Source organism: Catenuloplanes niger (assembly GCF_031458255.1).
GTDB classification, from domain to species: Bacteria; Actinomycetota; Actinomycetes; order Mycobacteriales; family Micromonosporaceae; genus Catenuloplanes; species Catenuloplanes niger.
The window spans coordinates 9,236,093-9,261,877 of sequence record NZ_JAVDYC010000001.1 but is presented as its reverse complement, the minus strand read 5'-3'; the positions used below and the strand labels follow the sequence as shown (position 1 = coordinate 9,261,877).

The 25,785-nt window shown below is 74.2% G+C and carries 22 protein-coding genes; 13 read left to right on the top strand and 9 right to left on the bottom strand.

Annotated elements, in window-relative coordinates; all coding sequences use genetic code 11:
* Positions 1-489 precede the first annotated feature (489 nt).
* On the top strand, positions 490-1,446 hold the full coding sequence (locus J2S44_RS40645) for a lysylphosphatidylglycerol synthase transmembrane domain-containing protein (RefSeq protein ID WP_310428616.1): 957 nt from the start codon (positions 490-492) through the stop codon (positions 1,444-1,446).
* 209 nt (positions 1,447-1,655) lie between these two features.
* On the opposite strand, the gene J2S44_RS40640 is transcribed toward J2S44_RS40645, so the two are convergent.
* Positions 1,656-3,926, bottom strand: coding sequence for an immune inhibitor A domain-containing protein (locus J2S44_RS40640; protein WP_310428615.1), 2,271 nt, complete (start codon positions 3,924-3,926; stop codon positions 1,656-1,658).
* A gap of 141 nt (positions 3,927-4,067) precedes the next feature.
* Between J2S44_RS40640 and J2S44_RS40635 the strand changes: the two genes are divergently transcribed.
* Entirely contained in the window at positions 4,068-4,346 is a 279-nt protein-coding gene (locus J2S44_RS40635; RefSeq protein WP_307234597.1) for an Rdx family protein, read from the top strand.
* On the opposite strand, the gene J2S44_RS40630 is transcribed toward J2S44_RS40635, so the two are convergent.
* A complete protein-coding gene (locus J2S44_RS40630; protein ID WP_310428613.1) occupies positions 4,281-5,126 on the bottom strand; it encodes a nucleotidyltransferase domain-containing protein in 846 nt (281 codons plus the stop codon). The two genes, J2S44_RS40635 and J2S44_RS40630, sit on opposite strands and share 66 nt — an antisense overlap.
* A gap of 121 nt (positions 5,127-5,247) precedes the next feature.
* On the opposite strand from J2S44_RS40630, the gene J2S44_RS40625 reads away from it, so the two are divergent.
* Positions 5,248-6,219 carry a pectate lyase family protein gene (locus tag J2S44_RS40625; RefSeq protein ID WP_310428611.1) on the top strand — a complete coding sequence of 324 codons (972 nt, stop codon included), beginning with the start codon at positions 5,248-5,250 and terminating at the stop codon, positions 6,217-6,219.
* A 92-nt stretch (positions 6,220-6,311) separates the two neighbouring features.
* On the opposite strand, the gene J2S44_RS40620 is transcribed toward J2S44_RS40625, so the two are convergent.
* A complete protein-coding gene (locus tag J2S44_RS40620) occupies positions 6,312-7,292 on the bottom strand; it encodes an Acg family FMN-binding oxidoreductase (RefSeq protein ID WP_310428609.1) in 981 nt (326 codons plus the stop codon).
* A gap of 480 nt (positions 7,293-7,772) precedes the next feature.
* Entirely contained in the window at positions 7,773-8,699 is a 927-nt protein-coding gene (locus J2S44_RS40615) for a LysR family transcriptional regulator (RefSeq protein WP_310428608.1), read from the bottom strand.
* Between the two features lie 148 nt (positions 8,700-8,847).
* Here J2S44_RS40615 and J2S44_RS40610 point away from each other — a divergent pair, with 148 nt between their 5' ends.
* The gene (locus J2S44_RS40610) at positions 8,848-8,976 is read left to right on the top strand and encodes a hypothetical protein (protein WP_310428606.1); all 129 of its coding nucleotides are present in this window, start codon (positions 8,848-8,850) and stop codon (positions 8,974-8,976) included.
* Between the two features lie 8 nt (positions 8,977-8,984).
* Here the strand turns inward: J2S44_RS40610 and J2S44_RS40605 are convergent, their stop codons facing one another.
* Positions 8,985-9,275 (bottom strand): hypothetical protein, encoded by a 291-nt coding sequence (locus tag J2S44_RS40605; protein ID WP_310428604.1) that lies wholly within the window; start codon positions 9,273-9,275, stop codon positions 8,985-8,987.
* A 23-nt stretch (positions 9,276-9,298) separates the two neighbouring features.
* Between J2S44_RS40605 and J2S44_RS40600 the strand changes: the two genes are divergently transcribed.
* Both J2S44_RS40600 and J2S44_RS40595 read left to right on the top strand, forming a co-directional pair.
* A complete protein-coding gene (locus tag J2S44_RS40600; RefSeq protein ID WP_310428602.1) occupies positions 9,299-10,183 on the top strand; it encodes a phosphotransferase enzyme family protein in 885 nt (294 codons plus the stop codon).
* A gap of 111 nt (positions 10,184-10,294) precedes the next feature.
* On the top strand, positions 10,295-11,791 hold the full coding sequence (locus J2S44_RS40595) for an MFS transporter (protein ID WP_310428600.1): 1,497 nt from the start codon (positions 10,295-10,297) through the stop codon (positions 11,789-11,791).
* Positions 11,792-11,832: 41 nt separating this feature from the next.
* On the opposite strand, the gene J2S44_RS40590 is transcribed toward J2S44_RS40595, so the two are convergent.
* On the bottom strand, positions 11,833-12,351 hold the full coding sequence (locus J2S44_RS40590) for a TrmH family RNA methyltransferase (protein ID WP_310428598.1): 519 nt from the start codon (positions 12,349-12,351) through the stop codon (positions 11,833-11,835).
* 160 nt (positions 12,352-12,511) lie between these two features.
* Here J2S44_RS40590 and J2S44_RS40585 point away from each other — a divergent pair, with 160 nt between their 5' ends.
* Positions 12,512-12,838: a TraR/DksA family transcriptional regulator gene (locus tag J2S44_RS40585; RefSeq protein ID WP_310428596.1), complete on the top strand. Its 327-nt coding sequence runs from the start codon at positions 12,512-12,514 to the stop codon at positions 12,836-12,838.
* A gap of 3 nt (positions 12,839-12,841) precedes the next feature.
* On the opposite strand, the gene J2S44_RS40580 is transcribed toward J2S44_RS40585, so the two are convergent.
* On the bottom strand, positions 12,842-13,951 hold the full coding sequence (locus J2S44_RS40580; protein WP_310428594.1) for a hypothetical protein: 1,110 nt from the start codon (positions 13,949-13,951) through the stop codon (positions 12,842-12,844).
* Between the two features lie 75 nt (positions 13,952-14,026).
* Here J2S44_RS40580 and J2S44_RS40575 point away from each other — a divergent pair, with 75 nt between their 5' ends.
* Positions 14,027-14,602: a mycothiol transferase gene (locus J2S44_RS40575; protein ID WP_310428592.1), complete on the top strand. Its 576-nt coding sequence runs from the start codon at positions 14,027-14,029 to the stop codon at positions 14,600-14,602.
* 386 nt (positions 14,603-14,988) lie between these two features.
* Here the strand turns inward: J2S44_RS40575 and J2S44_RS40570 are convergent, their stop codons facing one another.
* Positions 14,989-16,002 carry a GNAT family N-acetyltransferase gene (locus J2S44_RS40570; RefSeq protein WP_310428590.1) on the bottom strand — a complete coding sequence of 338 codons (1,014 nt, stop codon included), beginning with the start codon at positions 16,000-16,002 and terminating at the stop codon, positions 14,989-14,991.
* 460 nt (positions 16,003-16,462) lie between these two features.
* Between J2S44_RS40570 and J2S44_RS40565 the strand changes: the two genes are divergently transcribed.
* The 5 genes from J2S44_RS40565 (at position 16,463) to J2S44_RS40545 (ending at position 23,823) form a co-directional block, all read left to right on the top strand.
* A complete protein-coding gene (locus tag J2S44_RS40565; RefSeq protein ID WP_310428588.1) occupies positions 16,463-19,270 on the top strand; it encodes a M36 family metallopeptidase in 2,808 nt (935 codons plus the stop codon).
* Positions 19,271-19,304: 34 nt separating this feature from the next.
* Positions 19,305-19,934, top strand: coding sequence for a nicotinamide riboside transporter PnuC (gene pnuC, locus J2S44_RS40560; protein ID WP_310428586.1), 630 nt, complete (start codon positions 19,305-19,307; stop codon positions 19,932-19,934).
* On the top strand, positions 19,931-20,995 hold the full coding sequence (locus tag J2S44_RS40555) for an AAA family ATPase (protein WP_310428583.1): 1,065 nt from the start codon (positions 19,931-19,933) through the stop codon (positions 20,993-20,995). Before pnuC ends, J2S44_RS40555 begins: the two co-directional genes overlap by 4 nt.
* Complete coding sequence (locus J2S44_RS40550; protein ID WP_310428582.1) at positions 20,992-21,417, top strand: integrase; 426 nt, start codon at positions 20,992-20,994, stop codon at positions 21,415-21,417. Before J2S44_RS40555 ends, J2S44_RS40550 begins: the two co-directional genes overlap by 4 nt.
* Before the next feature lie 114 nt (positions 21,418-21,531).
* On the top strand, positions 21,532-23,823 hold the full coding sequence (locus J2S44_RS40545) for a serine/threonine protein kinase (protein ID WP_310428580.1): 2,292 nt from the start codon (positions 21,532-21,534) through the stop codon (positions 23,821-23,823).
* On the opposite strand, the gene J2S44_RS40540 is transcribed toward J2S44_RS40545, so the two are convergent.
* Positions 23,824-25,785, bottom strand: coding sequence for a M6 family metalloprotease domain-containing protein (locus tag J2S44_RS40540; protein ID WP_310428578.1), 1,962 nt, complete (start codon positions 25,783-25,785; stop codon positions 23,824-23,826).

The following is a 25,785-nucleotide window of genomic DNA, read 5'->3' as shown; positions in this document are numbered from 1 at the left end:
CCCCGCACCGACCGACCCGCCACCGGCGGACCCGCCACCGGCGGACCCGGCACCCACGACGCCAGCGGGCACGGCACCGGCGGACCCGGCGCCCACGGACCTGATGCCAGCGCCCATGGGCACGGCGTCAGCGGGCACGGCGTCCACGGACCGGGCGTCGGCGGGCACAGCGTCGGCGGATCCAGCGCCCACGGGCCCGGCGCTCGTGGACCCGGCGTCGCTGAGCAGGGTGTCGGTGGGCACGGCGCCCCCGCGGAGCCGGAGCCGGGGCGCCCCGGGCCCCGCGAGCTCGGGGAGGCCGGCCGGCGTGGTGACGTCGTGGCCGGTAGACGTGATGTTGACGACGGTGGGGTCTCCGGGGGTGCCACCGTTTGCGAGGATCATGCAATGTCGTCGACCGCGCACACTCCGTCGCCTTCGGACAACATTCCGGAGATTCCGGACATATCCGTGATGCCGGAGAAGCGCGGTAAGTGGCGTACCCGGTGGGTGCGTCTGAGTCTGGTGGCCGTCTCGGTCGCGGCCCTGGCCGTCATCGGACTCCGCGGCCGGCTGCCCGACCCGCGGGAGTTCATCGACGCGCTCGGCAGCGCACACTGGGGCTGGATCGCCGGCGCGGTCGCGCTGCAGGTGATCTCGCTGTCCTGCTTCGCGTTCCAGGAGCGGCACCTGCTGACCGCGCTCGGCGCGTCCATCCGGCGCCGCCGCCTCTTCGCGATCATCCTGGCCCGTACCGCGATATCGATCTCGGTCCCGGCCGGCCCGGCCGTCTCCACCGGGTACGCGATCAACGAGTACCACCGGGCCGGCGTCGCCCGGGAGATCGGCGCGGTCTGCGCGATCGTGTCCGGGCTCGCCTCGATCGGCGGCCTCACCGTCCTCTACGCGGGCGGCGGCGCGATCGTGCTCACCCACAGCTCCGCCACCTCGCTCAACTGGCAGCCGCTGGCCGTCGTCGCCGCGATCGCCGCGCTCACCGCGGCCGTGATCGCGATCGGCCGCCGGCTGCCGTCCCGCCCGTTCGACGTCGGTCACATCCCGGAGTCCCGGATCGGCCGGTACGCGCACGGCCTCCTGCTGTCCGCGCGCGCCGCCTGGCACGCCGGCGCCGGCCTGCGCGTCCGCGACTGGTGCGCGGTCGTCGGCTACTCCGCCGTCAACCGCCTCACCGACCTGCTCTGCCTCGTCGCCTGCACCCGCGCGCTGGGCCTGCAGATCAGCCTGATCACGCTGGCCACCATCTACCTCGGCGTCCAGATCGTCCGCCAGGTCCCGCTCACCCCCGGCGGCATCGGCGTCATCGAGACCGCGCTGGTCGCCGGCCTCACCACGGCCGGCTCCACCGCCGTCACGGCCACCGCCGCGGTCCTGATCTACCGCGTCATCTCCTGCTGGCTGCTGATCCCGGCCGGCGGCGTCGCCGGCCTCCTGATCCGCCGCCGCTGACCCCCACGCCGACCAGCCCACCGAGGTCAACGGCCGGTCAACCACGCCGCCTGTACCACCGGACCAACAGAACCACGGCCGGCCCGATGCCCGGCCGCGGATCACCGGCGCAACCCCAGGACCCCCGGGGCGCGCCGCCGGGGGCGGCCCGGGGGGCGTCCGGGCCGTGGGCGGCTTCGATGAGTGGGCCGCCCACGGCACGGGGGTGATCAGGGTTGCTTGGGTGAGGTGACGGTGAGGACGGTGAACGGGAGGACCAGCGACCACTCCGTCAGCACCTGGATCTTCACGCCGAGGCCGGCGACCTGGACCGAGCCCTGCGGGTTCGCCGCCGAGTAGTAGCGGTTCGGGTCGGAGTCGTCGAACGTGGTGACCGGCGGCCGGGCGGGCACCGTGACCGGTGTCCCGTTGCGGTGGAACGTCACCGCGTCCGTGCGCTGCACGCCGAACGTGGCGTCGAACGGCTGTCGGCGGTTGCCGAGGCGCACGCCGTCCGGGAACACGATCGGTTCCGGCCGGGCGTCGACCGGCAGCACCGCGCCACCGCCCGGGTGGTTGATCGTGTCGTTGTCGGTGTAGGCGTCGTTGACGTACCAGACCAGCAGCCCGTCCTGGTACGGGAACTTCTCCACCCAGTCCGGCCGGGTGTTCGTCCAGCCGTAGTTGTACGGCCCGGTCCGCAGCACCTTGTCGTAGCCGGTGTAGGTGCGCCACTCCGCGATGTAGTACCGCGGCGCGATCCGGGTGAGCGTGCCGGTGAACCGGGTGAAGCCGCGCGCGGTCCACGCCGGGGTCGCCGACTCGACGTCGTCCGTCCAGACCGGGGTGCCGTCGACGACGAGCGTGAGGTCGTCGAGGAACGCGCCCGCGAAGTGCACGCCGCCGTCGGTCTGGTAGCGGAACCGGAACTGCACGGTCTGCCCCGCGAACGCGGTCAGGTCGTAGGTCAGGTCGACCCACTCCCCCTCGCTGGACCCGGTCAGCGGCGAGCCGACCCGTGACCACCGGTTGCCGCCGTCCGCGGACACCTCGGCGTAGAGGTAGTCGTAGCCGGCCTCGATGTCGTACCACGCCTTGGTGGTGAGCGAGGCGGTGGTCGCGGCCGTGAGGTCGAGCGTCCGGGTGAGCATGCTGTTCAGGTCGTTGGCGTCGCCGCCCCACCACTCGTACTCACCGGAGTGCGGGGTGTTGTACTCCCGCACGACGGTCTGGTCCGGCAGCGGGACGACCACGGCCTGCGGGAGCGGGCCCTTCGCGTCCGCGGCCTGGCCGAGCACGACGGTCTTCTTCTGCCCGGGTGCGACCGTGGTGTAGTCGAGCCAGCCGAGGAACAGCTTCTCCCAGGCGCCCATGTAGCCGGGCGTGGAGCCGATGTTCTGCGGGTCGTGGGACAGCCAGGAGCCGGCCGACATCAGCGTCCAGAAGCCGGTGCCGTTGTCGCCGCCCTGCGTGTCGTAGAGGTCGGGCAGGCCGAGGTCGTGCCCGTACTCGTGGGCGAAGACGCCGAGGCCGCCGTTCTCCGGCTCGGTGGTGTAGTCACCGATCCACAGGCCGCTGTCGCCGATCGGCACGCCGCCGAGCCGGTTGTGCTCCGGCCCGGTCTGGCCGTAGTCGCCCTGGTAGGTGTAGCCGCGGTGGGACCAGATCGCGTCCGCGCCCTGGGCACCGCCGCCGGCCTCCTCGCCCTCACCGGCGTGGATCGCCTGGAAGTGGTCGACGTAGCCGTCCGGCTCGTTGAAGTCGCCGTCGGTGTCGAAGTCGTAGCGGTCCCACACGTCGTACTTCGCCAGCGACGCGGTGATCTGCGCCGGGGTCTGCCCGGCCGCGACCTGCGCCTGGTACCACGCGGTGGCGGCGTCCTTGACGAAGTCCTGGTAGCCCTCGCCGCCCTCCCAGGTGTTGCTGCCGTACCGCGCCTCGTTGTAGGGCACCTGCACCCAGTCGCCGACCTCGCCGGTGACCGTGTAACGCCCGCCGGACTGCGCGGTGTAGAACGTGGTCATCGACTCCTTCTTCGTGCTGAAGAGGAGCTCCTGGTAGTACTCCGGGCTGAAGTCCGGCACCCACAGCGTGGTGTTGTCGTTCGCCCGGTCCGGCGCAGGGAGCTGGTTGTGCAGCGGGCCGGGCGTGCCGCCGGTCTGCGGCAGCGTCTGCGTGCCGAACTCGACGAGGAACGTCAGGACCGGGTCGGTCTTGGTCTTCTGCCGCACCTCGACCCAGCGGTCGCCGCCGAGCCGGACCACCTCGGACCCGTTGCGCTGCTGCGTGGTGACCTCACCGCTGAGCAGCTTGGTGAGCGCCTCCTCGCGGGCCGCCTCGCGGGACTCGCCGAGTGGATGCTCCAGATTGTCCGCCTTGACCGGCGTGCGGGGCTCGCCGTCGGCGGCCGGCGGCGTCGCGGTGGCGGCGCCGGCCGGTGCGACGAGGACGAACGCGGCCGCGGTGACGCCCGCCAGGACGGCTTTGATGTGACCGTGCAAGAGGGGGACTCCTTCCCCATGTGACGAGATGGAAGCACGCTACCCCTCTTATTCACACATGCAAAGATGTGCACTTGCAGCCGATCGTGACCCGCGTCATTCCGGGCTCCACGGGACGATTCACCCGGCATACTTCGACGCGTGACACGAACGCCGAGGCTGGAGATCGAGTACTGCACGCAGTGCCGCTGGCTGCTGCGCGCCGCCTGGACCGCGCAGGAGCTGCTGACCACGTTCGGTCTGCGGCTGGGCGAGGTGGCGCTGGTGCCGGGCACCGGTGGCGTCTTCGACGTGCGGCTCGACGGCGACCTGATCTGGTCGCGAAAGGAATCGGGCCACCCGGAGATAACCGAACTAAAGCGATTGGTACGGGACCGTATCGCGCCGGACATGAGCCTGGGCCATTCCGAGAAGCGCTGAGCCGGCGTCCAGGTCACGCACGGCGGCGCGGGCGGTCCCGGCGAACCCGGCCGGCGCGCCCGGCAGCGCCGCGGCGGACTCGACCATGCCCTTCTCGTTGATCAGCCACCGGCCCGCGTGCCCGTGCATCGCCTGGCAGACCACGCCGACCAGCCGGAACATGCAGCCGGCGCGGTACACCGGGTCGGGCGTCTTGGCCGCGATCTCCAGCATGAAGCCGGCCTCCCAGAGCCCGGCCACCAGCGCGTCGCCGAGCGCGGGCGGATACGGCTTCGCGCGCAGGTCGAGAAAGGATCGGTCGGTCACGGCCAGCGGGCGGCAGAGCGCGACCTCGCCGGCGTACACATGGGAGTAGAAGCCGAGCGGATGACCGGGCTGGAACCCGATCTCGAACCGGCCGGCCTCGCAGTCGGCCCGGATCCGCTCGGCACGGCCGAGGTCGCGGTAGATCCAGTCGACGCGCGCGCCGTCCACGGTCAGCCAGCCACCGCCGTCCACCCACGGGCCCCAGCCACCGCGCGCGGTGACCTCGGTGTCCGCGCCGGTCACGTCCGCGGCCAGCGTTCTCAGCGCCGCGACGTCGAGGTCGCCGCGGTAGTAGAGACCCAGGTCGTAGTCGGAGTCGGGGCGGTGCGTCCCGCGCGCCCGGCTGCCGCCGAGCACCACGGCCGCCACCCCGCCGACACCGGCCAGCCGGTCCGCGATCTCGATCAGCCGCGCGTCCTTCACCCGCACATCCCACCACGGGGGTACGCCGTACGCGCGCGATTTTTGGGTCATTGACGTCCGTCGCTGCATGCCCTTACCGTCGGCGAGAGGGAAAGCGCTTTCCGGCAGGTTGACGTCCTCACGGCCGCCGGTTCCCGCGCGCCCGTCCACCGACCCGAGAGGATCCGCACCCATGCCCACGTCCCGCCGCACGCTCCTGGCCGGTGTCGCCGCCGCCGCAACCCTCGGCAGCCTCGCCCGTCCGGCCGCCGCGCTCGCCGCGCCCTCGTCCCCGGACGGTTTCGCCGCCGTCCCCGCGCTCGGCCTGCCCGGCACCACCGGCGGCGCGGCCGGCCCGTCCGTGACCGTCACGAACGCGACCGACCTGGCCTACTACGCGGGCCGGAACACGCCGTACACGATCCTGGTCAGCGGCCGGATCACGTTCGACGACATGATCACGGTGGTGGCGGACAAGACCATCCTCGGCACCGGCACGACCGCGGTGATCGACGGCGGCGGCCTGCAGCTCGGCTCGACCACCCGGCCCGGCAACAACGTGATCATCCGGAACCTGACGTTCGTCAACGCGTCCGACGACTCGATCAGCGTCACCAACGGGGCCCACCACGTCTGGATCGACCACAACGACCTGTCCCGCGGCTACGACGGGTTGCTCGACGTCAAGCGCGCGTCCGACTACGTGACGATCTCCTGGAACCACTTCCACGACCACAGCAAGACCACGCTGGTCGGGCACTCGGACACGTACACCGCGGACCGCGGCCACCTGCGCGTCACCTACCACCACAACTTCTTCGAGGGCACCGCCCAGCGCCACCCGCGCGTCCGGTTCGGCGACCCGGTGCACGTCTACAACAACTACTTCCTGAACAACGAGCTGTACGCGGTCGCGTCCACCGAGGACGCCGGCGTGCTGGTCGAGGCGAACTACTTCGAGAACGTCGCCCATCCGGCGTACGTCGGCTACGACAAGAGCGGACCCGGCCGGCTCGTCGAACGCGGCAACGTCTACGTCAACTCCGGCACGCCGCAGACCGCCGGCACCGTCACCGAGCCCCGCACCTACTATGCGTACACCCCGGACCCGGCCGCGTCCGTGCCCTCGCTGGTCCGCGCGGGCGCCGGAGTCGGCCGGATCTGAGCACCGCCGGCGGCGGACGGCGCCGGGACCGGGTCCGGTGGTGCGGATGGCACGCACCGGACCGGGAACCGGCGCCGGCCCGGCCGCGGCGGTCAGCCCGGCTCGCCGTACCGCCGGGCTGGTGTGATCAGGTCCGGCACCGGCCGCCGTGGCGTGCCCGCGGACGCGACCGTCGGGTAGCCGATCCGCAGGATCGCCTGGGTGTACCGGCCGCCGAGCCGCGCGTTCACCCGCGCGCGCAGCTCCGGCACCTCCAGCGCCGCGTGCAGCGGCTGCGCGGACAGGCCGGACACCGCGGCGGTCAGCAGCACCCGCTGCAGCGCCTGACCGGCGTCCACCCAGGCCCGCGGGTCGTCCGTGCGGGTGGTCAGCACGGCCAGCGTCGGCGCGGACTCGAACAGCACGGCCCGGCCGGCACCGGCCCACCGGCCCGGGATCCGCCGGCGCGCGTCCCGCACGCCGAACGCGCTCTCCGGCACGCCGTCGAACCGGCCGCCGGTCGCGGTCCACGCGGCCAGCTCGTCCCGGTACGCCGCGGACATCACCAGCCGGTCCGCGGCCTCCCGGGTGATCGTGAGCAGCCAGTCGCGGGTCAGCGGCGGGCAGACCGACAGCTCCGCGCCCTCGATCGCGGCCGCCGCGAACATCTCGCGCACCGCGAACCGGGACGGCGGCGTGTCCGCGAACGGCGCCCGGCTGGTGCGCCGCACCCCCACCGCGGTCCGCAGCCGCAGCACGCTCGCGCGCGGCCGGCTGTTCGCGGCCGGCACCACCGCGAGCACCACGCCCGGTGACGGCAGCGCCCGGTGCAGCGGGACGCGGCCGTGCGCGCGGACCGCCAGCCGCAGGTTGAACCCGGCCGCGGCCACGCTCATCAGCAGCTGCCGCCCGTCCGGATCGATCACCCGCAGGCGCCGGCTCCGGTCCGCGAGCACCCGGATCTCCGTGCCGTCCAGCGCGAACCGCCACGGCTGCGTGTTGTGCACGGACGGCGCCGCGATCGCGGCCGCCAGCCAGCCCGGCGCCGCCGCCGGCATGTCGAGTGTGGACGCCCGTTCCGCGGTCACCGTCATCGCGTGCCTCCCTCGTCCCCACCAGCCTCCCGGCTCGCCGATCACCGGCCCAGGGGCGAAAGACCCACGACGGTACGCCGAAAGTGTCGGTGGGCGGCCCCGCACTCCCGGCCGTGACGAACTCCCCCACCCCGGTCGAGACCGCCTTCGCCCTTGCTGCGCGAGGGCCGCCTCGGCCCCGGAGGAGCTGACCCGCCTCAACGAGGTCTTCGGCACCGTCCTGGCCGAGTTCCGGGCCCGCCTCACCGAGCCGGGCCACGCGGCGCTGACCGCTCGACCATCGGCCGGCTGTGCACGAGAGGCTCGTGCACAGCCGGCCGATGGTCGAGGCCGGTCCGCGAACGACGAAGGCGGCCCGATCGCATCGCGGCGTCCGGCGGTCCCGCCACCGCCGTGCCGCGTCGCACACCCGCTGTGCATCCTAGGAGGCTGGATTGATTACCCGCGTCCGATCGCCTCGCGTCCGGCGCCGGGCGGGTGTCAGGAGCGGCCGGTGAGAGCGGTGACCGCCTTGTCCAGGAACGTGAGGACGGTGGTGGCCAGCGGCGCCAGCCGGGTGTCCGTGAGCGTCGCGGCGTAGAGCGTGCGGTGCGGCGCGGGCGCCGTGAGGTCACGATGGACGGTGCCGGCCGCGCCGGTCAACGCGAGCCGCGGCGCCAGCGTGACACCGGCATCCGCACCCGCGAACGCCTGCGCGGCCGCGTAGGACGCCGCCTGGAAACGCACGTCCGGCACGAACCCCGCGGCACCGGCCGCACGGTCGAGCTGTTCCCGGTCCACGGTCCCCGCGGGCAGCGCGATCCACGGCTCACCGGCCAGCGCCTCGAGAGCGAGCGGCTGACCGTCGGCCGCGAGCGGGTGCCCCTCCGGCAGCACCACCACGAGCGGGTCGGTGACCAGCGGATACAGCGTGATCTGGGCGGACACCTTCGGCGCGTCGTCCCAGACCGCGAACACGGCCAGGTCCAGCTCACCGTCCTCGACCTGGGCGAGCGCCCGGTCCAGTCCCTGATCGAGGCGCAGGTCGGCGACGTACAGGTCGGCGTCGGGCTGCCGGCGGCGCAACGCGCCCAGCGCGGGCGGCAGAAGGTGCAGCGCCGTGGTCTCGCAGGCGCCGAGCCGCAGCCGCAGCGACACCCGGCCGAGCAGTTCCGCGAGGCCCGCGGTGGCCTGCGCGGTCAGCCGGTCGATGTCGGCACCGTGCCGGGCGAGCAGATGCCCGGCGGCGGTCAGCGAGTCACCGCGCGGCCCGCGCCGCAACAGCGGCACCCCGCAGTCGCGCTCGGCACGGGCCAGCTCCTGCGCGGCCTCGGCCGGCGAAACGCCCAGCTCACCGGCTGCGGCAGCGGTGGAACTGTGTCGGCTGATCATGGCCAGCAGGCGAAGGTGTCCGGGCTCCAGAGGCATCGAAAGATCGTAGTCCGTGTCGCGGCCCGCCTTCACACCCCGTCACCGCCGCCGCGGCCGGCACCGGGCAGCCACCCGGTCCCGCGACGGCCCGGCCCGTCCGAAACGGCGATTGCGCCGGCTGCACACACCTTGATCCAATGCCGATGTGGACAGTGACGGCCCGGCGCGGACGGTTCCGGACAACGGCAGGCGCGAGGCCGCGGCGGTGCTGACCGTGGTGGACGGCTGGTACTGGTTCGAAGGGGACCCGGTCCCCCGGGCGGCCCCTCGCTGACCCGCCGGTCAGCCCGCCGCGTCCAGGGCGCGCAGGCCCCGTTCCCAGCGCTCGCGGCGCTCCTCGATGCTCTGCTCCCACCACGGGGTGCCGCGCTCGCCGAGCGCCACCTTCGCCGACTGGACACGGGCCCGCGCGGGCGCCGGATCCTCGCCGGCGCGCAGGGCCGTGCCGACGTCCCGGCGCGCCGACATCAACGCCGTGCGCAGCGTCGCGGCCACGTCCTCCGGGATCTCCGGGTCGGTGGCGCGCCAGCGGCGGCCCTTGACCACGATGTAGCGGCCGTCGTCCGTGTGCATCCGTCCTGCATACCATGGCTTCCATGGTGGATCCGGAGGTCGGCGCGCGGTGGCGGATCACGCCCGGGCCGCCGCTCGGCGGCCGGCCGCGCGGCACCTGGGCGGCGACGCGCGACGGCGTACCGCTGGTGGTGAAGTTCTTCGACGACGGGGCGTTCCCGGACTGGCGCTACCCGGTGCGGGTCGCGGACGCGCTGCGGGCGCTCGGCTGGCCCACGCCGGAGCTGGCGGACGACCCGATCGACGTGCCCGGCGGCGCGTGGGCGCTGTTCCACCGGCTGCCCGGCCGGCCGCCGGACGCCGGTCCGGCCGAGCAGCGCGCGCGGGGCCGGCTGCTGGCCGAGCTGCACGCGTCCGCGGCCGCGACCGGCATCACCGGCCAGCGCGGCGGGTTCGCCGACCCGGCCGCGGTGGTGGCGGATCGCGCGCTCGACGACTGGCTGCGGGTCCACGAGCGGACCGACCCGGACGGCGCGCGCACGATGTGGCGGTGCCTCGAGGCGACGCGGGCCTGGTTCGCCGCGCACCCGGCGCCGGACGCGCCGCGCAGCGTGATCCACGGCGATTTCGCGCCGTGGAACCTGCTGTACGACGACGGCCGGCTCACCGCCGTGCTCGACTTCGAGGGCACGCACCACACGGTCCAGGTCGCCGACTTCGCGCTGTCCTGGCGCGGATATCAGGACGAGGTGCTGCGCGGCTACGACGAGGTGCGCCCGCTGTCCGAGACGGAGTGGCAGCTGATCCGGCCGGCCTACCGGGCGTGGTTGTTCATCGACGCGCGGGCCGAGCTGGCGGCGCTGCGCAGCGGCCGGGCCGGCGCGCTCACCGACCTGTCCTGGCCCCTGGCCCACCTGCGGAAACGGTCTCCGCTGCTGGATCGGCGGGCCGGCCCCGACGAGCCCTGACCGCCGGCTCAGCCCGTCCACGCCGAGCCGGATCGAGACCGGCACGGAGGATCTTGCAATTTCAGCAACGGTACGTGCTGCCGCCGCAATCCCGGTGGCACGCTTCCCGGCATGACACTCTCCACCGTCCCCGAGGCCCGGCAGCGGCGCGCGATCCTGATCGCGGTGTGCGTCGCGCTGATGGCCGTGATCGCCTCGGTCTCCGGGCTCAACGTCGCCCAGCAGCAGATCGCGCTCGCGTTCGGCGCCTCCCAGGGCACCGTCCTGTGGATCATCAACGTGTACACGATCAGCCTGGCCGCGCTGCTGCTCCCGCTCGGCGCAGCCGGTGACCGCTGGGGCCGCCGGCCGGTGCTGCTGGCCGGCCTGGCGCTGTTCGGCGCCGCGAGCGCGGCCGCCGGCCTGGCCACGTCCGCCGAGCTGATGATCGCAGCCCGGCTCGCGGCCGGCGTCGGCGCCGCGATGATCATGCCGGTCACCCTGGCCGTGATCACGTCGACGTTCCCGGACGCGGAACGCTCCCGGGCGATCGGCGTCTGGACCGGCGTCGCGGGCGGCGGCGGGATCCTCGGCATGTACCTGTCCGCGCTGCTCGTCGACGTGGCCGACTGGCGGTGGCTGTTCCTGCTGCCGGTCGCGCTGGTCGTGGTGGCCGCCGCGCTGACGCTGCGCGCCGTGCCGAACTCCCGGGAGACGACGGGCCACGACTTCGACACGGTCGGCACGCTCGCGTCCGTGGTCGCCGCGATCGGCCTGATCGTCACGCTGCACGAAGGCCCGGAACACGGCTGGACCGCGCCGCTCACCCTCACCGGGCTGCTGGCCGGCGCGCTCGGCACCGCCGGTTTCGTGGCCTGGGAGCTACGCCGGCCCGCACCGCTGCTCGACGTGCGCCTGTTCCGCGACCGTGGCCTGGCCGGCGGATCGGTGGCGCTGCTGGCGGTCTTCGGCGTGCAGGCCGGCATCTTCGTGGTCCTGTTCCCGTACCTCCAGGCGGTCCTGGGCTGGTCCGGCCTGCGGTCCACGCTCGCGCTGATGCCGATGGCGATCCTGATGATGGCCGCGTCCGGTCTCGCCCCGCGGGTGGCCGCGGTGCTCGGCGCCCGCGCCACGATGGCCACCGGCATCGCGCTCGGCGGCGTCGGGCTGGCGCTGATGGCCGTCCTGGTCTCGGTGGACGGCGGCTACCCCTCGGTGCTGCCGGGCATGCTGGCGATGGGTCTCGGCATGGGACTGACGATGACGCCCGCGACCGAGGCGATCACGTCCGCGCTGCCCCGGTCCCGGCAGGGCGTGGCGTCCGCGCTCAACGACGTCACGCGCGAGTTCGGCACCGCGCTCGGCGTCGCCCTGCTCGGCGCCGTCCTCTCCGCCGGCTACCGCACCGCGGTCGACACCCACCCGTCCGCGGCCCCGGCCGCCCGCGACGGCCTGGCCGGCGCGCTGGCGACCGGCGACAGCACGGTGATCAGGGCCGCCCAGGAGGCCTTCGTGGACGGCTGGCAGCGGGCGATGTGGGTGGGTGTCCTGGTGATGGCCGCCCTGTTCGCCTACGTCGTGATCCGTGGACCTCGTCCGGTGCACCGGACGGCCTCGGTGGACGGCTGATCCACCGGCCGGGCCACGGCGCCCGAACCACCACATCCGCGTCACAGCAGGCCGGCGAGGCGGTAGAGCACGAGTGATCCGGCGACGGCGACGTTGAGGCTGGAACCGGTGCCGATCATCGGGATCTCCACGGCGCCGTCCAGGAGGTCGAGCGCCTCCGGCGGGATGCCGGTGGCCTCGTGGCCGAGCACCATGACGGTACGGCGGCGGGCGGTGGGCAGGTCGGCCAGGCGGATCGCCTCGTCGGCCAGTTCCACGCCGAGCACGGCCGCGCCCGCGCGACGTTCCTCGGCCAGCCAGCGCAGCGGGTTGCCGACCCGGTGCACGCAGGTGGGCCGGCGCAGCGTGTTGCCGCGGGCCAGCGCCTCGTCCACCCACCGGAACGGCGGCACCGCCAGGCACGCGCCGACGGCGTCGCAGGTGCGCAGCAGCGTACCGAGGTTGGCGCCGTGCATCGGCCAGAGCGGTGCGGCGATCAGATGTCCCCAGCACCGGTGCGGGCGGGCGCGGCGGGCCGACCGGATCTCCCGGGGCGTCCGCACCCGGATCGCGGCCGTCACCGGACGGGAGCGACGACGCTCCAGCACTCGACGGTGACGGCCCGGCATCCAACGGTCATGTGTTACGCGCTTCGCGGCGCACGCGGGCCATCGACGAACGGAGGTGACTCGCCGCGAAGCGTACCCCATCGGCGCCCGCGGCTGCGGTTACGCTCCGGGGATGGTGCGGGACGAGCTGGGACGGCTGCGCGCCGGGATGGTGGCCGAGGAGGCACGGCTGGCGGCCGATCTGGAGGCGCTGTTCGCCGCGTCGCGGGACTCGAACGCGGACGACGAGCACGACCCCGAGGGCACGACGATCGGTTTCGAACGCGCCCAGCTGACCGCGCTGCTGGCGGCCACCCGGGAGCGGATCGCCGAGGTCGACGACGCACTGCGCCGGGTGGACGCCGGCGACTACGGCGTCTGCGAGCGCTGCCGGCACCCGATCGCGGCGGCGCGCCTGGCCGCGCGGCCGTTCGCCCGGTTCTGCATCTCCTGCGCGTGACGGTCAGAACATCCGGACCGCGTCGTACCAGGACTCGGCGGCCGCGCTGAGGTCGCCGAGCGGGGTGGCGACGGTGAGCAGGCGGACGGCGGCCGCGGTGTCCTCGCGTTCGGTGGTCTCGATCCGGGTGAGCCGGTTGATCGCCCGGACGAAGACGTGGACCGCGGCCTCGACGTCCGCCTCCGTGGCCGCGTCCCGGATCGAGGCCTCGGCGGCGCGGTACGCCCGCACGGCACCGCGGGCCGACCGTACGGGCCAGCCGGCGAACGGCAGACCGTACTCGGTGCGGAACCATTCCGCGGTGCGCGGTTTCGAGACCGAGAAGTAGGCCCATTCGCGGGTGGAACGGCGCAGCTCGGCGCGCAGCCGCCGGACGGCCCGGTCGTCGGCGTTCCAGACGATCAGCCGGGTGAGGCCGGGCCAGCCGTCCAGCGGCGGAAGGTCCGACAGGTCCGGTACGTAGCGCAGCTCCAGGCCGGTCAGGCCGGTGAGCGCGGCGAGCGCGCCGACGTTCGTGAGACTGCCGGACAGCACGAGGTGGCGGACGCCGGGGAACTGCAGCAGGGTCGCGCAGTCGAACGGCTGCCGCAGCGGCGGTACGGCGACGGTGACCGAGGTCGCGGCGGCCAGCGCGGGCAGCGGCGGCAGCGCACACGGCACGGCCGGCGTGGGCGCGGTGTCCGGTGCGAAGTGCAGCGGCGGGCAGTCCGCGCCGGCCGGCAGCAGCGGGGTGAGCAGCGTCAGGTCGCCGGCGGCGGCGAACCGGCCGGGCGGCAGCACCAGACGCAGCGGGGCGTGCCGCAGCGTGACGGCCAGGTCGCCGACGCGCGCGTCCCCGGCGTCCAGGTCGTGAGCGGTGCGCGGAGTCCAGGTGAAACCCTCGATCGGCCGGTTCCGGGACCACGCGACCCAGCCGGTGTCGTCGCCCTCGTAGCCGAACCAGCGCGGCCACGGCGACCCGGCGGGCGTGCTGAACCGGTCGAAGACGGTCCAGTCGATGTGGTCGCCGGGCGCCACCCGGAGCTCTCCGCGCGGCCCGAGCGTGCAGCTCCCCACGCCCGGTGCCATCGTCAGGCGGTGGCTGTCCGGCCCGGTGAGCGAGATGATCTCCACTTCCCGATGATCGCAGGCGCGCGGGCCGCGGCGTTGCGGACACACGGCGGCGGGTTCCGGCCCTACCGTGGCGGCATGACCGACGACACCCCGTGGGAGCCGCCACTCGCCGGAGACGAGCTGGACCACCTCACCGGCATGCTCGACCGGCTGCGCACCACGTTCCGCTGGAAGGCCGACGGCCTCGACGCCGCCCAGCTGGCCACCACGATCGGCGCGTCCACGCTGACGCTCGGCGGCCTGCTCAAACATCTCGCCGCGGTCGAGGCGGTCACGTTCACCTGGAAACTGCACGGCTCCTCCCCCGGCTCGCCGTGGGCCGAGAACCCGCACGACTGGACGTTCACCTCCGCCGCGGCCGACCCGCCCGAGCGGCTCTACGCGTACTGGGACGACGAGGTCCGCCACGCACGCGACCGACTCGCGTCCGCCCTGGCCGGCGGCGACCTCGGCCAGCCCGCCCACGTCGCCACCGACGAGGGCGACCACGCCTCGCTCCGCCGCCTGCTCGGCGACCTGATCGAGGAGTACGGCCGCCACACCGGCCACGCCGACCTCCTCCGCGAGTCCGTCGACGGCCTGACCGGCGAGGACCCGCCACCGGGCTGGCACGCCGTCTCCGGCGACTCGCCGGTCGGCTGCGAACCCTGAAGAGCCGGACATACCCGCTTCCGGCGGCGCGGGTTCCGCATGCTCCCGCGGGCCCCGGTCGGCCGCGGGCGGCCTCCCTTCCGGATCCGTGGCCGCACGACCGCACCGGGCGCCACCACCGAGCATCCGCACCCGGGCCTCGGCGCCCCGGCGGCGTGACGGCGCGGCGGCGCGCCGGGCGCGATCCGCTGCCCGGCGCGACAGACGGCGCCGCAACGCACGGCAGCGCAACCAGGCGTAATCCACTGCCCCGCGCGACAGACGGCGCCGCAACGCACGCCAGCGCAACCAGGCGTGACAGACCGCCCGGCGCGGCCGGCGACGCGGCATGCGCCGGGCGCGGCGGGAGTGGTCTGCCGCGCCCGGCGTGCGCGGAACCGGGCTGATCAGCCGGTGAGCGTCAGGTAGAGGCGTTGGCCGGCCGGGCGGTAGCCGATGCGTTCGTAGACGCGGCTGGAGTCCGCGCCGGAGGCCTCCAGCCAGGGGACGTCGGCGCCGGCGGCGTGCAGGCGCGCGGTGATGCCCGCGGTGATCGCGGCGGCCAGGCCCCGGCGCCAGAAGGCCGGGCGGACCGCGATGCCGGCCACCTCGCTCACGCCGTCGTGCGGCGCCACCGCGAGTCCGCCGCCGGCGCAGGTGCCGTCCGCGGCGACCGCCATCAGGACCACACCGCCCTGCGCCTGCACGCGGGCCAGCCGGGCCGTGTGCGCGGCCGTGGCGACCGGATCACCGCCGAACGCCTCGTTCTGCGCGGCGACCAGCGCCGCCCGGTCCGCGTCGTCGCGCGGCTCCCGCACGTCGAAGCCGCTCGCGCCGACGCCGCCCGCCGCCACGCGGCCGGTCTGCGGCCCGGACCCGGTCGGCGGCACGGAGTTGATCGGCGGCACAGGGTCAGTCGGCGGCACAGGGTCAGCCGGCGGCACAGAACCGAGGGCCGCAACGGAACCGGGGGCCATGCCGGATCCGGCCGCTTCCGTGGACCCGGAGGCCATGGCGGAGCGGGACGACGCCACGGAACCGGCGGTCACCGCGGAACCGGTGAGCACGCGGAGCGGATCGGCCGGGCGGGGTGGCGCAACGAGCGAGCCGGGCGCGCAGATCAGGTAGTCGTGCCGGGCCTCGACCGTGAACCCGGCGTCGGCCAGCAACGATTCCAGGCCGGGTGCGGCGGCGGTCACGTACTCCAGGCGGGGCACCCGGTCGTGTGAGCGGAACGTGGTGATCAGCGCCCGCACGTCGGCGGCGGTGATCGCCACGCCGGGGCGCGGGGTGGCGTAGTTGACGCCGAGGTCGCGACTGCCGGGGTCGAGCCCCAGCACGAACGGTCCGGCCTCCGCTGTGAGCGGGCGGCGGGACAGGTTGACGACGACGGACCGCTGGACGCGAAGATCCAGATGCACGATGAGACCTCTGTCGACGAGGGAACGGAACGACGAAGCACGCCGGGCCGCACTCACCACACGCGCCGGCCGGGCAAGCCCCGGCGGGACGGGTCAGGCGGCCCGCTGGCCGACCTGGATCACAGGCGTCATTCCCTCGTCACGAAGGCCGCACCTCGCATGCGGCCAGGCCAGCCTTCCAGGACGGAAGTCGCACGTCAATCCCGTACCGGCGAAGGAACCGGGGCCATAACAGCTTGGCCATACCGCGGGCCGGGACAACGCCGTGAACTGCGGTGACGCGGCGGTGAAACGCGACCGTCATCGATCGGGCCTTGTGCGGCGGACGGCGATCGCGTATCCACGCATCTAGATCGCGCAATCGGATGGTGGCCCGCGGCGACGCGGGGGTGAGGGGACGATCGTGCGCAGACGCTCAGACCACAGGGCACGGAGGGTGACCGCGAGCGCGGTCGCCCTCATGCTCGGTACCAGCATGTTCGCGGTCCTGGAGCCGGATCCGACACCGGCGCGCGCCGGGACCTCGATGCGCGACTCGGCGCCGCCCGGCGACGACGAGCACACGCACCTCAGCCTGGACCTGGACAACCGGCGTGGTGTGGTGGCGCCGGACGCGGGGCAGCGCGGTGCGGCGCCGGACACGCGGTTCAACGCGCTGGGCACGCCACGCGCGGAAGGCCCGGGCGAGCTCGCCACCGGGCTGCCGGCCGACCCGGTCGCGGCGGCCCGGGCCTACCTGAAGGGCAACGGGTACGGGCTGGACGCCGCCTCGGTCGACGCGATGGACGTGATGCTGCAACGGCCGCTCGGCGACGCGACCGTGGTGACGCTGCGGCAGCGCTACGGTGACCTGCCGGCCGGCTTCGACGGCCTGGCCACGCTGCTGGTCCGGGGCGGCACGGTGCTGCGGGTGACGAGTTCGCTGGCCCGGGACACGTCCGCGCCGGAGCCGGCCACGATCACCGCGGCGCAGGCGATCACCACCGCGCTCGCGGACGTCGGCCTGCCGGCCGGCACGGAGACGAGCGTGCAGACCGTGGCGGTGCCGACGCCGGCGGACGGGCCGCGGACCGCGTTCGCGGTGACCGCGACGTCGACGGCCGGCACGCCGACCGCGGTCACCTCCTACGTGGACGCGCGCACCGGCGGCGTGCTGGTCCGCGAGGACCTGGTCGACGCGGACTCGGACAACCCGACGTGGGCGGTGTTCCCGTCCACGCCGAACCAGCGCAACCAGCGCGCGCTGTGGTGCTTCGAACGGAAGCCGGGCTGTGCGAGGACGGTGGCGACCGCGGACACCGGCGCGCCGTGGGACGTCGACCCGACCACCGGCGCGCCGACGTTCACCACCCGGGGCAACTCCGCGACGAACACGGTGAACTGGGGTGGTGGCGTCGCGCCGTTCCCGGCCACGCCGCGCGAGGACCGCAACTACACGTACCCGTTCACCGACCAGTGGAGCGAGGCGAGGTGTGACCCGGCGGTCTACACGTCGCCGGAGCGCAACGACGCGGACGCGGCGGTGGCGAACCTGTTCGCCATGCACAACCGGATGCACGACTGGTCGTACCACCTGGGCTTCACCGAGTCCGCGTGGAACATGCAGCTGGTCAACACGTCCGGGGCCGGCCTCGGCGGTGACCCGGAGACCGGGCGGGCGCAGTCCGGCGCGCTGGCCGGGTCGCGGAACAACGCGAACCAGTCCACCGGCCGCGACGGGCTGCCGCCGGTGACGAACATGTACCTGTGGCAGCCGATCGCGGGCTCGGCGTACCCGCCGTGCGTGGACGGCGACTACGACATGACCGTGATCGGGCACGAGTACGGGCACGCGATCACGAACCGGATGATCGCCGGCCCGGACACCGGCATCGGCTCGGTGCAGGGCGGCTCGATGGGCGAGTCGTGGAGCGACCTGCTGGCGATGGAGTACCTGTACGAGAACGGGTTGCGCGCGGCCGGCGACACGCCGTTCGTCACCGGCGCGTACGTGACCGGCAACGACACCAACGGCATCCGCAACTACGACGCCAGCCGCAGCCCGCTGAACTTCTCCGACGTCGCCTACGACATGGTCGGCCAGCAGGTGCACGCGGACGGCGAGATCTGGAGCGCGACCCAGCTGCGGCTGCGCAAGGCCTTCCTGAACCGGTACGGCGACGGCACCCCCGACCTGCAGAAGCGCTGCGCGGAGGGAAAGGTCGAGGCGTCCCGCTGCCCGGGCAACCGGCGCTGGATGCAGCTGATGTTCGACTCGTTCCTGCTGCAGGCCGGCAGTCAGTTCAGCATGCTGGACATGCGCGACAACATGCTCGCAGCGGACCTGACCCGGTTCGGCGGCGCGAACCAGAAGCTGATGTGGGACGTGTTCGCGGAGTCCGGCATGGGCCGCGACGCGACCAGCGGCCCGTCGGACGCGCAGCCGGTGCCGAGCTTCGCCTCGCCGCACTCCCGGAACGCGACCGTGACCGTCAAGGCGTCCGCGCCGGTGCAGGTCTTCGTCGGCCAGTACGAGGCGCGGGTCACGCCGATCGCGGACACCGACCCGGCCACGCCGCTCGGCGACACGTTCGAGATCGTGCCCGGTGTGACGTTCGACTTCGTCGCGACCGGCGCGGGCTACGGGCACCAGCGGCTCGCCGCGTCGTTCCGGCCCGGCCGCACCGACACGCTGCGGGTGGACCTGAAGCCGAACCTGGCCTCGGCCGCGTCCGGCGCGACGATCACCGGCCCGGGCGTCAACCTGGACAAGCTGATCGACGACACCGAGGGTACGAACTGGGCGTCGCTGACCGGGGTGGCCGGGCAGGCGCTCACCGTGGACCTGGCGGGCGACCAGCGCCGGGTGATCACGTCGGTGAACGTGAGCGCGCTGCTGCGCCCGGCGATCACCACGGACGCGGACCCGGCGAACCCGCAGAACCGGTTCTCGGCGCTGCGCTCGTTCGCGGTGTGGGCGTGCGACGCGACCCGCGGCGCGGACTGCACCACGGACGCCGGCTTCCGCAAGGTCTGGATCAGCCCGCGGGACGCGTTCCCGGCGCCGAACTTCCGGCCGAACGCGCCGTCGCTCAACCTGCGCACGTTCCGGATCCCGCCGACGCAGGCCACACACCTGCGCCTCGAGGTGCTGCACAGCCAGTGCACCGGCAACCCCCGCTACGCGGGCGAACAGGACAACGACCCCGCCGCGGGTACGGACTGCGCCACCAACAGCGCGTTCCGTGACCAGGTGCGGGTGGCGGAGTTCCAGGCCTACGGACGGTGACGCGTACCCCCTCTCTCGGTTATGATCTTGATCTTTGCCGGGAGAGGGGCTCGCCGTGTTGCTGGACTGGCTGAACGGCACGGCCGTGACCGCGTTCGGCGCGCCCACCAGCCGCGCGGAGGCACTCGGGTTCGTCACCGGAGCTCTCTGCGTGTGGCTGGTGGTCCGCCAGCACATCGCGAACTGGCCGCTCGGCATCGCCAACGTGCTGCTGCTCATGCTGGTGTTCGTCAACGCCGCGCTCTACGCGGACGCGGCGCTGCAGGTCGTCTACGTGCTGCTCAACGCGTACGGCTGGTGGCACTGGGCGCGCGGCGGCCGGGACGACGGGCCGCTGCGGGTCTCCCGGACCGCACCGGCGGAGTGGGCCGGCCTGGCCGCGGCCGGGGTGGCGATCACCGCGCTGCTCACCTGGTGGCTGGCCGCGCACACCGACTCGACCACGGAGCTGCCGGACGCGGCCACCACCGCGCTGTCGCTGCTGGCCACCTACGGCCAGACCCGCAAGCTGCTGGAGAGCTGGTGGCTGTGGATCGCCGCGGACCTGATCTACATCCCGCTGTACGGCTACAAGGGCCTGTGGCTGACCGCGCTGCTCTACCTCGTGTTCCTCGCGCTGTGCGTGGCCGGCCTGCGCACCTGGCGGCGGTCGGTCCCGGCATGACGCGCTTCGCCACCGGGCTGGTGGTCGGCAAGTTCTATCCGCCGCACGCCGGGCACCACCATCTCATCGCGACCGCCGCGCGCGCCTGCGCGGAGCTGACCGTGGTGGCCGCGCCGTCCCGGCAGGAGTCCATCCCGCTGGACCTGCGGGTGGAGTGGCTGCGCGCGCTGCACCCGGGCGTGCGCGTGGTGGGCGTCCACGACGACCACCCGATCGACTACGGCAGCGCGGACGCGTGGGACACGCACGTGGCGGTCTTCCGGGACGCGGCCGGGCGGGACCGCTTCGACGCGGTGTTCAGCTCCGAGGCGTACGGCCCGGAACTGGCCCGGCGCTTCCACGCGGTGCACGTGCCGGTCGACCCGCAGCGCGCCACGGTTCCGGTCTCCGGCACCGCGATCCGCGCCGACCCGGTCGCGCACTGGCGGCACCTGTCCGGCCCGGTCCGCGCCTGGTTCACCCGCCGCGTGATCGCGGTCGGCGCGGAGTCGACCGGCACCACCACGATCGCGTCCGCGCTGGCCGCGCACTACCGCGCCCGCGGCGGCGTCTGGGCGGACACCCGCTGGGTGCCGGAGTTCGGCCGCGAACTGACCGCCCGCAAGATGCGCGCCCGCCCGGACCTGCCGGTCGCGGACCTGACCTGGGACCGGGACGACTTCGTCGAGGTGGTCACGGAGCAGAACCGGGCCGAGGACGAGGCGGCCGCGCTCGGCTCCCCCATCCTGTTCGGCGACACCGACGCGGCCGCCACCGCGATCTGGGAACGCCGCTACCTCGGCAGCACCTCCCCCGCGGTCCTGGCCGCCGCCCGCCCACCCGACCTCTACCTGCTCACCGACCACGAGGGCGTCCCGTTCGAGGACGACGGCATGCGCGACGGCGAGCACCTGCGCGCCTGGATGACCGGCCTGTTCCGCGCGCACCTGGCCACCCTCGGCGTCCCGGTCCTCGAGCTCCGCGGCCCGCACGACACCCGCATGTCCCTCGCCGTCGCGGCCTGCGACGCCCTCCTCGACAAGGGCTGGTCCCTCGCCGAGCCGAAGAAGCCCCGTTCATGACCCGGATCCGCCTCCGGCACCTGCACGCCGACGGCCACGCCTTCACCTGGCGCGCCGCGATCACCCACGTCCGCGGCACGTCGGACTGTCACCGGGCCGTGCTCGTCCGCGTGTGGGGGCCGGCCGGGAAGACCGGCTGCGTGCTGCGGGCGGACCTGATCTCCACCGCCGGCCCGTCGCCGTGGGGATACTGCGCGACGGACGGCTCCTATCCCACGTCCGGTCACGTGCGCGCGCTGATCGACCACGCGCTCGCGCACGGGTGGGATCCGGCGCGGCGCGGTGGCGAGTTCACGCTCTCCGAGCGCGCGCACCCGGCTCTCGTCCTGGACGGCTTCCTGCTCACCGACCGGCTGTGGGACCCGGACGCGGCCGACCCGACCCCGCGGGTGATCGCGGTCCGTGGCGGGCACGGGCGGTAGCCCGGGGAGTGGCGCGCAAGAAGGACGGTCGCCAACGGAACGTCATTCGGTGCCCGCTAGGCTCGCAAGCCCTCCGGCTGTCGCCGGCGGGCGGGCGTGGCGAAGGAGCGGGATGTGATCGAGCGCGGAGCGCCGCTGCGGCCGGGGGACCCGGAGCGCATCGGGCCGTACCGGGTGCTCGCCCGGCTCGGGGCCGGCGGCATGGGCGTCGTCTTCCTGGCGAACGACGCCGGTGGGCGGCCCGTCGCGGTCAAGGTGGTGCACGCGGAGATGGCCACCGACGACGAGTTCCGCAACCGGTTCCGGTCCGAGGTGGCACGCGTCCGGCAGGTGCCCGGGTTCTGCACCGCGGAGGTGCTCGACGCGGACCCGGACGCGACCCGGCCGTACCTCGTCACCGAGTTCGTGGACGGGCCGACGCTCGCGGCCGAGGTCGCCCAGCGCGGGCCGCTGAGCACGTCGAACCTGCACGCGGTCGCGATCGGGGTGGCGACCGCGCTGACCGCGATCCACGAGGCCGGTGTGATCCACCGTGATCTGAAGCCGCACAACGTGCTGCTCGCGCCGGGCACGCCCAAGGTGATCGATTTCGGGATCGCACGGGCCTGGGAATCGACGACGCAGCACACCCGCACCGGGCAGATCGTCGGCACCGCGAACTACATGGCGCCGGAACGGTTCGACGAGACCGGCGGGCCGACCGGGCCGGCCGCGGACGTGTTCGCCTGGGGGTGCGTGGTCACGTTCGCCGGGACCGGGCGGGCACCGTTCCACGCGGACTCGCCGCTGGCCACGTTCGGGCGGATCCTGACCCAGGAGCCGGAACTGGGCACGCTCGACGGGCCGCTGCGGCAGCTGGTCGAGCGGTCGCTGCGCCGCGACCCACGGGACCGGCCGACCGCGCGGGAACTGCTGGACCTGCTGCTGCGCGGCGGCCCGGCCCGGACGCCGCAGCCGGTGGAGGCGCTGGACGACATGCCGGCGCTGCGCACCGCGGCGATCGAGGTGCAGGCCACACCGGGACCGGTGTCGCCGCCGGTCTTCACGCTGCCGACGGAGACGCCGCCGGAGTCCGCGTTCGGCCCGGCCGCTCCCCCGCCGCCCTACGCACCGGTCTCGGCCGCACCGGCCAGCCCGGCGTTCGGCCCGGCGTCGGCACCGCCGTACGGTCCCGCCTCGGCACCGCCGTTCGCCCCGGCGTCCGGCGCACCCTACGGCCCGACGTCCGGCGCGCCGTTCGATCCGGCGTCCGGGGCTCCCTACGGCCCGGCGTCCGGCGCGCCGTACGGTGCGGCGCCGGGTCAGGCCTTCGCGCCCGGCTCACCGCCGCCCTACGGGCCCGGCTCACCGCCCTACGGGCCCGGCTCCGGTGCACCTTTCGCGGCGGGTCAGCCGGCGTTCGAGCCGGGGCCCGGCCGGCCGTCCGATGTGGAGCCGGAGACGCTGCGCCTGCGCGCGGCCCCGGGCGCCGCGGCCGGCCCGCACGCCGGCGCCGCTCCCCCGGCCGGCCCGTGGCCGCCCGCCCCGGGAACGCCGCATCACGGAATGCCGTCGGCGCACCCGACGCCGCCGGGCCACGGAACGCACGGGATGCCGGCCGGCCCCGGCTGGAACGCCGCCCCGGACCCGGGCGCGTCGCGCAGGAGCGGTGACGGCCGGGTCCTCGCCGGCATCCTGGCCGGCGTGCTGCTGCTGGCCTGCGTCGGCGGCGGCGGTCTGCTCGCCGCCCACTCGGCCGGCGCGTTCGGCGACGCCGAGGGTGACCGCACCGCCACGCCCACGTCGGACGCGCCGGCGCCGGAGCCGTCCGCGGACGTGCCCGCGTTCACGCTGCCGGCCGGCGACCCGCTGATCGCGGACGCGCTGACCAGCGCCGGGCAGTGGAACGGCACGTACATCGTGGACGAGGAGGACTCGAACTGCGACGTGCGGGACGGCGCGTTGCGCGTGCAGCGGGTCACGCCGGGGTCGTACATCTGCGCCGGCCCGGAGGAGAAGGTCGACGGCGACCACACGATCGCGGTCACCGGCACGATCGAGAAGCCCGGTTCCTGCCTCGGCATCTGGCTGTTCTGGGAGATCCCGCGCAGCTACCGGCTGACCGCCTGCGAGTCCGCGTTCCGGTTCGAGGTGGACCGCGAGGACGGCAGCGGGTACTCGATCCGCGAGGTGCGGCTGGACCGCGCGCTACCGCGCAACGAGCCGGTGCGCCTGCAGGTCGTGGTCGAGGACGGCACGGTCCGGTTCGGCCACGACGGCGTGCTGATCGGCGAGGCCGACCTGCCGGAGGACGACATCACCGAGGGCGTCGCGGCCGCGATCGGCATGATCAGCGCCCCGGGCGACGAGAACCCGCCGTACGGCGCCCACTTCAACGACGTCGAGGTGCGCACGCTGGAGGACTGATCAGCGGCGCACCCGGCAGCGCTGGGTGGCCGTCACGGCCGGGTCGCTCTCGGACGTGGCGTTCAGGAACACCTCGGCGGTACGGGCGGCGCCGCGCGCCGGGTCGATCGCGACCGTGACCGTGGTCCGGGCCCCGGACCGGGCGACCGCGAGCGCGTTCGGCAGTTCGGCGCGCCAGCCGCGGCCGTCGACCGAGGCGGAGAGCCGGTACACGTCGGCGCCGAGGTAGGCGGTCGCGTCCTCGGGGTGGGCGCCGCCCGGCACGTACCGCCCGGTGTTGGTCAGGGTGAAGGTGCACGTGGCGGGCGTGGTCTGCCGGCCCGGGGAGAGCGACGCGCCACGCGCCGACGCGCCGGGCCCGTCGAGCGAGCGGACCGCCACCGTGTAGGACAGCACGCGGCCGGCGGACCGCTGGATGTCGAGCACGTAGAAGTGCAGCCGGTTCGCCTCGTCGACGTACTCGTAGGCGGAGCCGGACCGCGTACCGGCGTGGAACAGGGCGTCGGAGAGCTGCCGGTAGTCGCCCATCGTGATCATCTGCGGGGTGCCGTCCGGCCGGACGAAGTCGACCATGCCGATGTCCTCCGGGTGCGCGTCGACCACCCACTGGAACGGTGCCCGGTCCTCGTCCTTGGTCTTGCTGATCAGGACGCCGTGGTCGGGCGTGAACGAGTCCGCGCCCATCCGGTCGACCACCTCGACCGTGTAGTTGTCGTAGCCACCGCCGTCGCACAGCACGTCGGCGGCGACCGAGCAGGCGGGCGAACGGTCGGTGCCGAGCGCGATGTGCAGCCCGTTCAGGCCGGGCGTGGCCACGGCGCGGGCGGTGACCCGCGCGACCACCGGACCGGACGCGGCCAGTTCCGCCCCGGACAGCCGCAGCACCTGGTCCTCGCCGATCAGCTCGATCTTGAGCTTGTCGCGGATCGTGTGCAGCGAACCCATCGCGCCGCCGTTGACCGGCGGGATCTGCCAGCGCGTGTGCGGGCCGCCGGGCCCGTTGAACGAGCCGCGGGACATCATGCTCCACGGTCCCGTGTAGGCGCGCCGCAGCGGCGTACCGTACGGGTTGTTGTAGTTGTCGCCGATGCTCAGCAGGTGACTCAGCTCGTGGGCGTAGACGGCCTGGCCGGAGCTCTCCGCCTGGGTCGACGATCCGCCGCCCGCGTTCGGCCAGATCGTGGCCGCGGACGCCCAGGACGTCCACGGTACGTAGCGGGTCGCGGCCGAGTTCGGCAGCGCCGGATCGGGCGGCCCGAGGTCCTCGGTGACCGCCGCCGGCCCGGCGAACCGCATCTGGCCGAACTCCTGCCAGGTGGACGACTCGTCCTGCCCGGCGGAGAGGATGAAGACCAGCTCGTACCCGTCGGCCACGGCGCCCACGTCCGCGCGCCACGCACCCAGCCCGTCCGTGCGCAGGTTGCGGTTGCAGGTCTCGCCGGCCGGGCACGCGCCCGGGTTCATGTCGTTCGTGATCCCGTACTGGTGGGCGGGATGTGGCATCTCGTACGGCCCGAACGCGGTCAGGTCCACGCCGTACCGGCCGTACGAGTCCTCCATCCAGTACTCGTGCAGCGTGTGCCCGTGGTTGAGCGGGCCGGGCGTGTTGAGGAAGTCACGGTAGAACGCGGGCACGTCCGCGCGGGCGACGCCGGCCGCGCTCGGCTGCGGGTTGCCGAAGACGGTGGAGTGCGGCGCCTGGGTGACCACGAACGGCTGGTCCGGATAGTCCAGCGTGACCAGCGCGATCCGGAAGTTGCGGACCGAGCCGGTGGCCGGCCGGTCCGCGCCCGGCACCGGCACGTAGTCGTCCCACGTCATGTGGTCCGGGTTCTCCCAGCGCGGCGGGTCGATGATCCGGAACGGGTCGGCGGGCGCGGCCCGGACGGCGGTGGCGGGCACGACGATCAGTGACAGGGCCAGGGCCGCGACGATCGCACCGGCCGTCCGGGAACGCCTCAT

What these genes read in the sequence shown, in the direction of transcription:
- J2S44_RS40555 (WP_310428583.1), top strand. Translation starts at nt 19,931, where the DNA reads ATGACGCGCTTCGCCACCGGGCTGGTGGTCGGCAAGTTCTATCCGCCG.
- J2S44_RS40620 (WP_310428609.1), bottom strand. Translation starts at nt 7,292, where the DNA reads ATGACGGTGACCGCGGAACGGGCGTCCACACTCGACATGCCGGCGGCG.
- J2S44_RS40605 (WP_310428604.1), bottom strand. Translation starts at nt 9,275, where the DNA reads ATGCACACGGACGACGGCCGCTACATCGTGGTCAAGGGCCGCCGCTGG.
- J2S44_RS40565 (WP_310428588.1), top strand. Translation starts at nt 16,463, where the DNA reads ATGCTCGGTACCAGCATGTTCGCGGTCCTGGAGCCGGATCCGACACCG.
- J2S44_RS40575 (WP_310428592.1), top strand. Translation starts at nt 14,027, where the DNA reads ATGACCGACGACACCCCGTGGGAGCCGCCACTCGCCGGAGACGAGCTG.
- J2S44_RS40600 (WP_310428602.1), top strand. Translation starts at nt 9,299, where the DNA reads ATGGTGGATCCGGAGGTCGGCGCGCGGTGGCGGATCACGCCCGGGCCG.
- J2S44_RS40595 (WP_310428600.1), top strand. Translation starts at nt 10,295, where the DNA reads ATGACACTCTCCACCGTCCCCGAGGCCCGGCAGCGGCGCGCGATCCTG.
- J2S44_RS40550 (WP_310428582.1), top strand. Translation starts at nt 20,992, where the DNA reads ATGACCCGGATCCGCCTCCGGCACCTGCACGCCGACGGCCACGCCTTC.
- J2S44_RS40630 (WP_310428613.1), bottom strand. Translation starts at nt 5,126, where the DNA reads ATGACCCAAAAATCGCGCGCGTACGGCGTACCCCCGTGGTGGGATGTG.
- J2S44_RS40615 (WP_310428608.1), bottom strand. Translation starts at nt 8,699, where the DNA reads ATGCCTCTGGAGCCCGGACACCTTCGCCTGCTGGCCATGATCAGCCGA.
- J2S44_RS40585 (WP_310428596.1), top strand. Translation starts at nt 12,512, where the DNA reads ATGGTGCGGGACGAGCTGGGACGGCTGCGCGCCGGGATGGTGGCCGAG.
- J2S44_RS40625 (WP_310428611.1), top strand. Translation starts at nt 5,248, where the DNA reads ATGCCCACGTCCCGCCGCACGCTCCTGGCCGGTGTCGCCGCCGCCGCA.
- J2S44_RS40540 (WP_310428578.1), bottom strand. Translation starts at nt 25,785, where the DNA reads ATGAGGCGTTCCCGGACGGCCGGTGCGATCGTCGCGGCCCTGGCCCTG.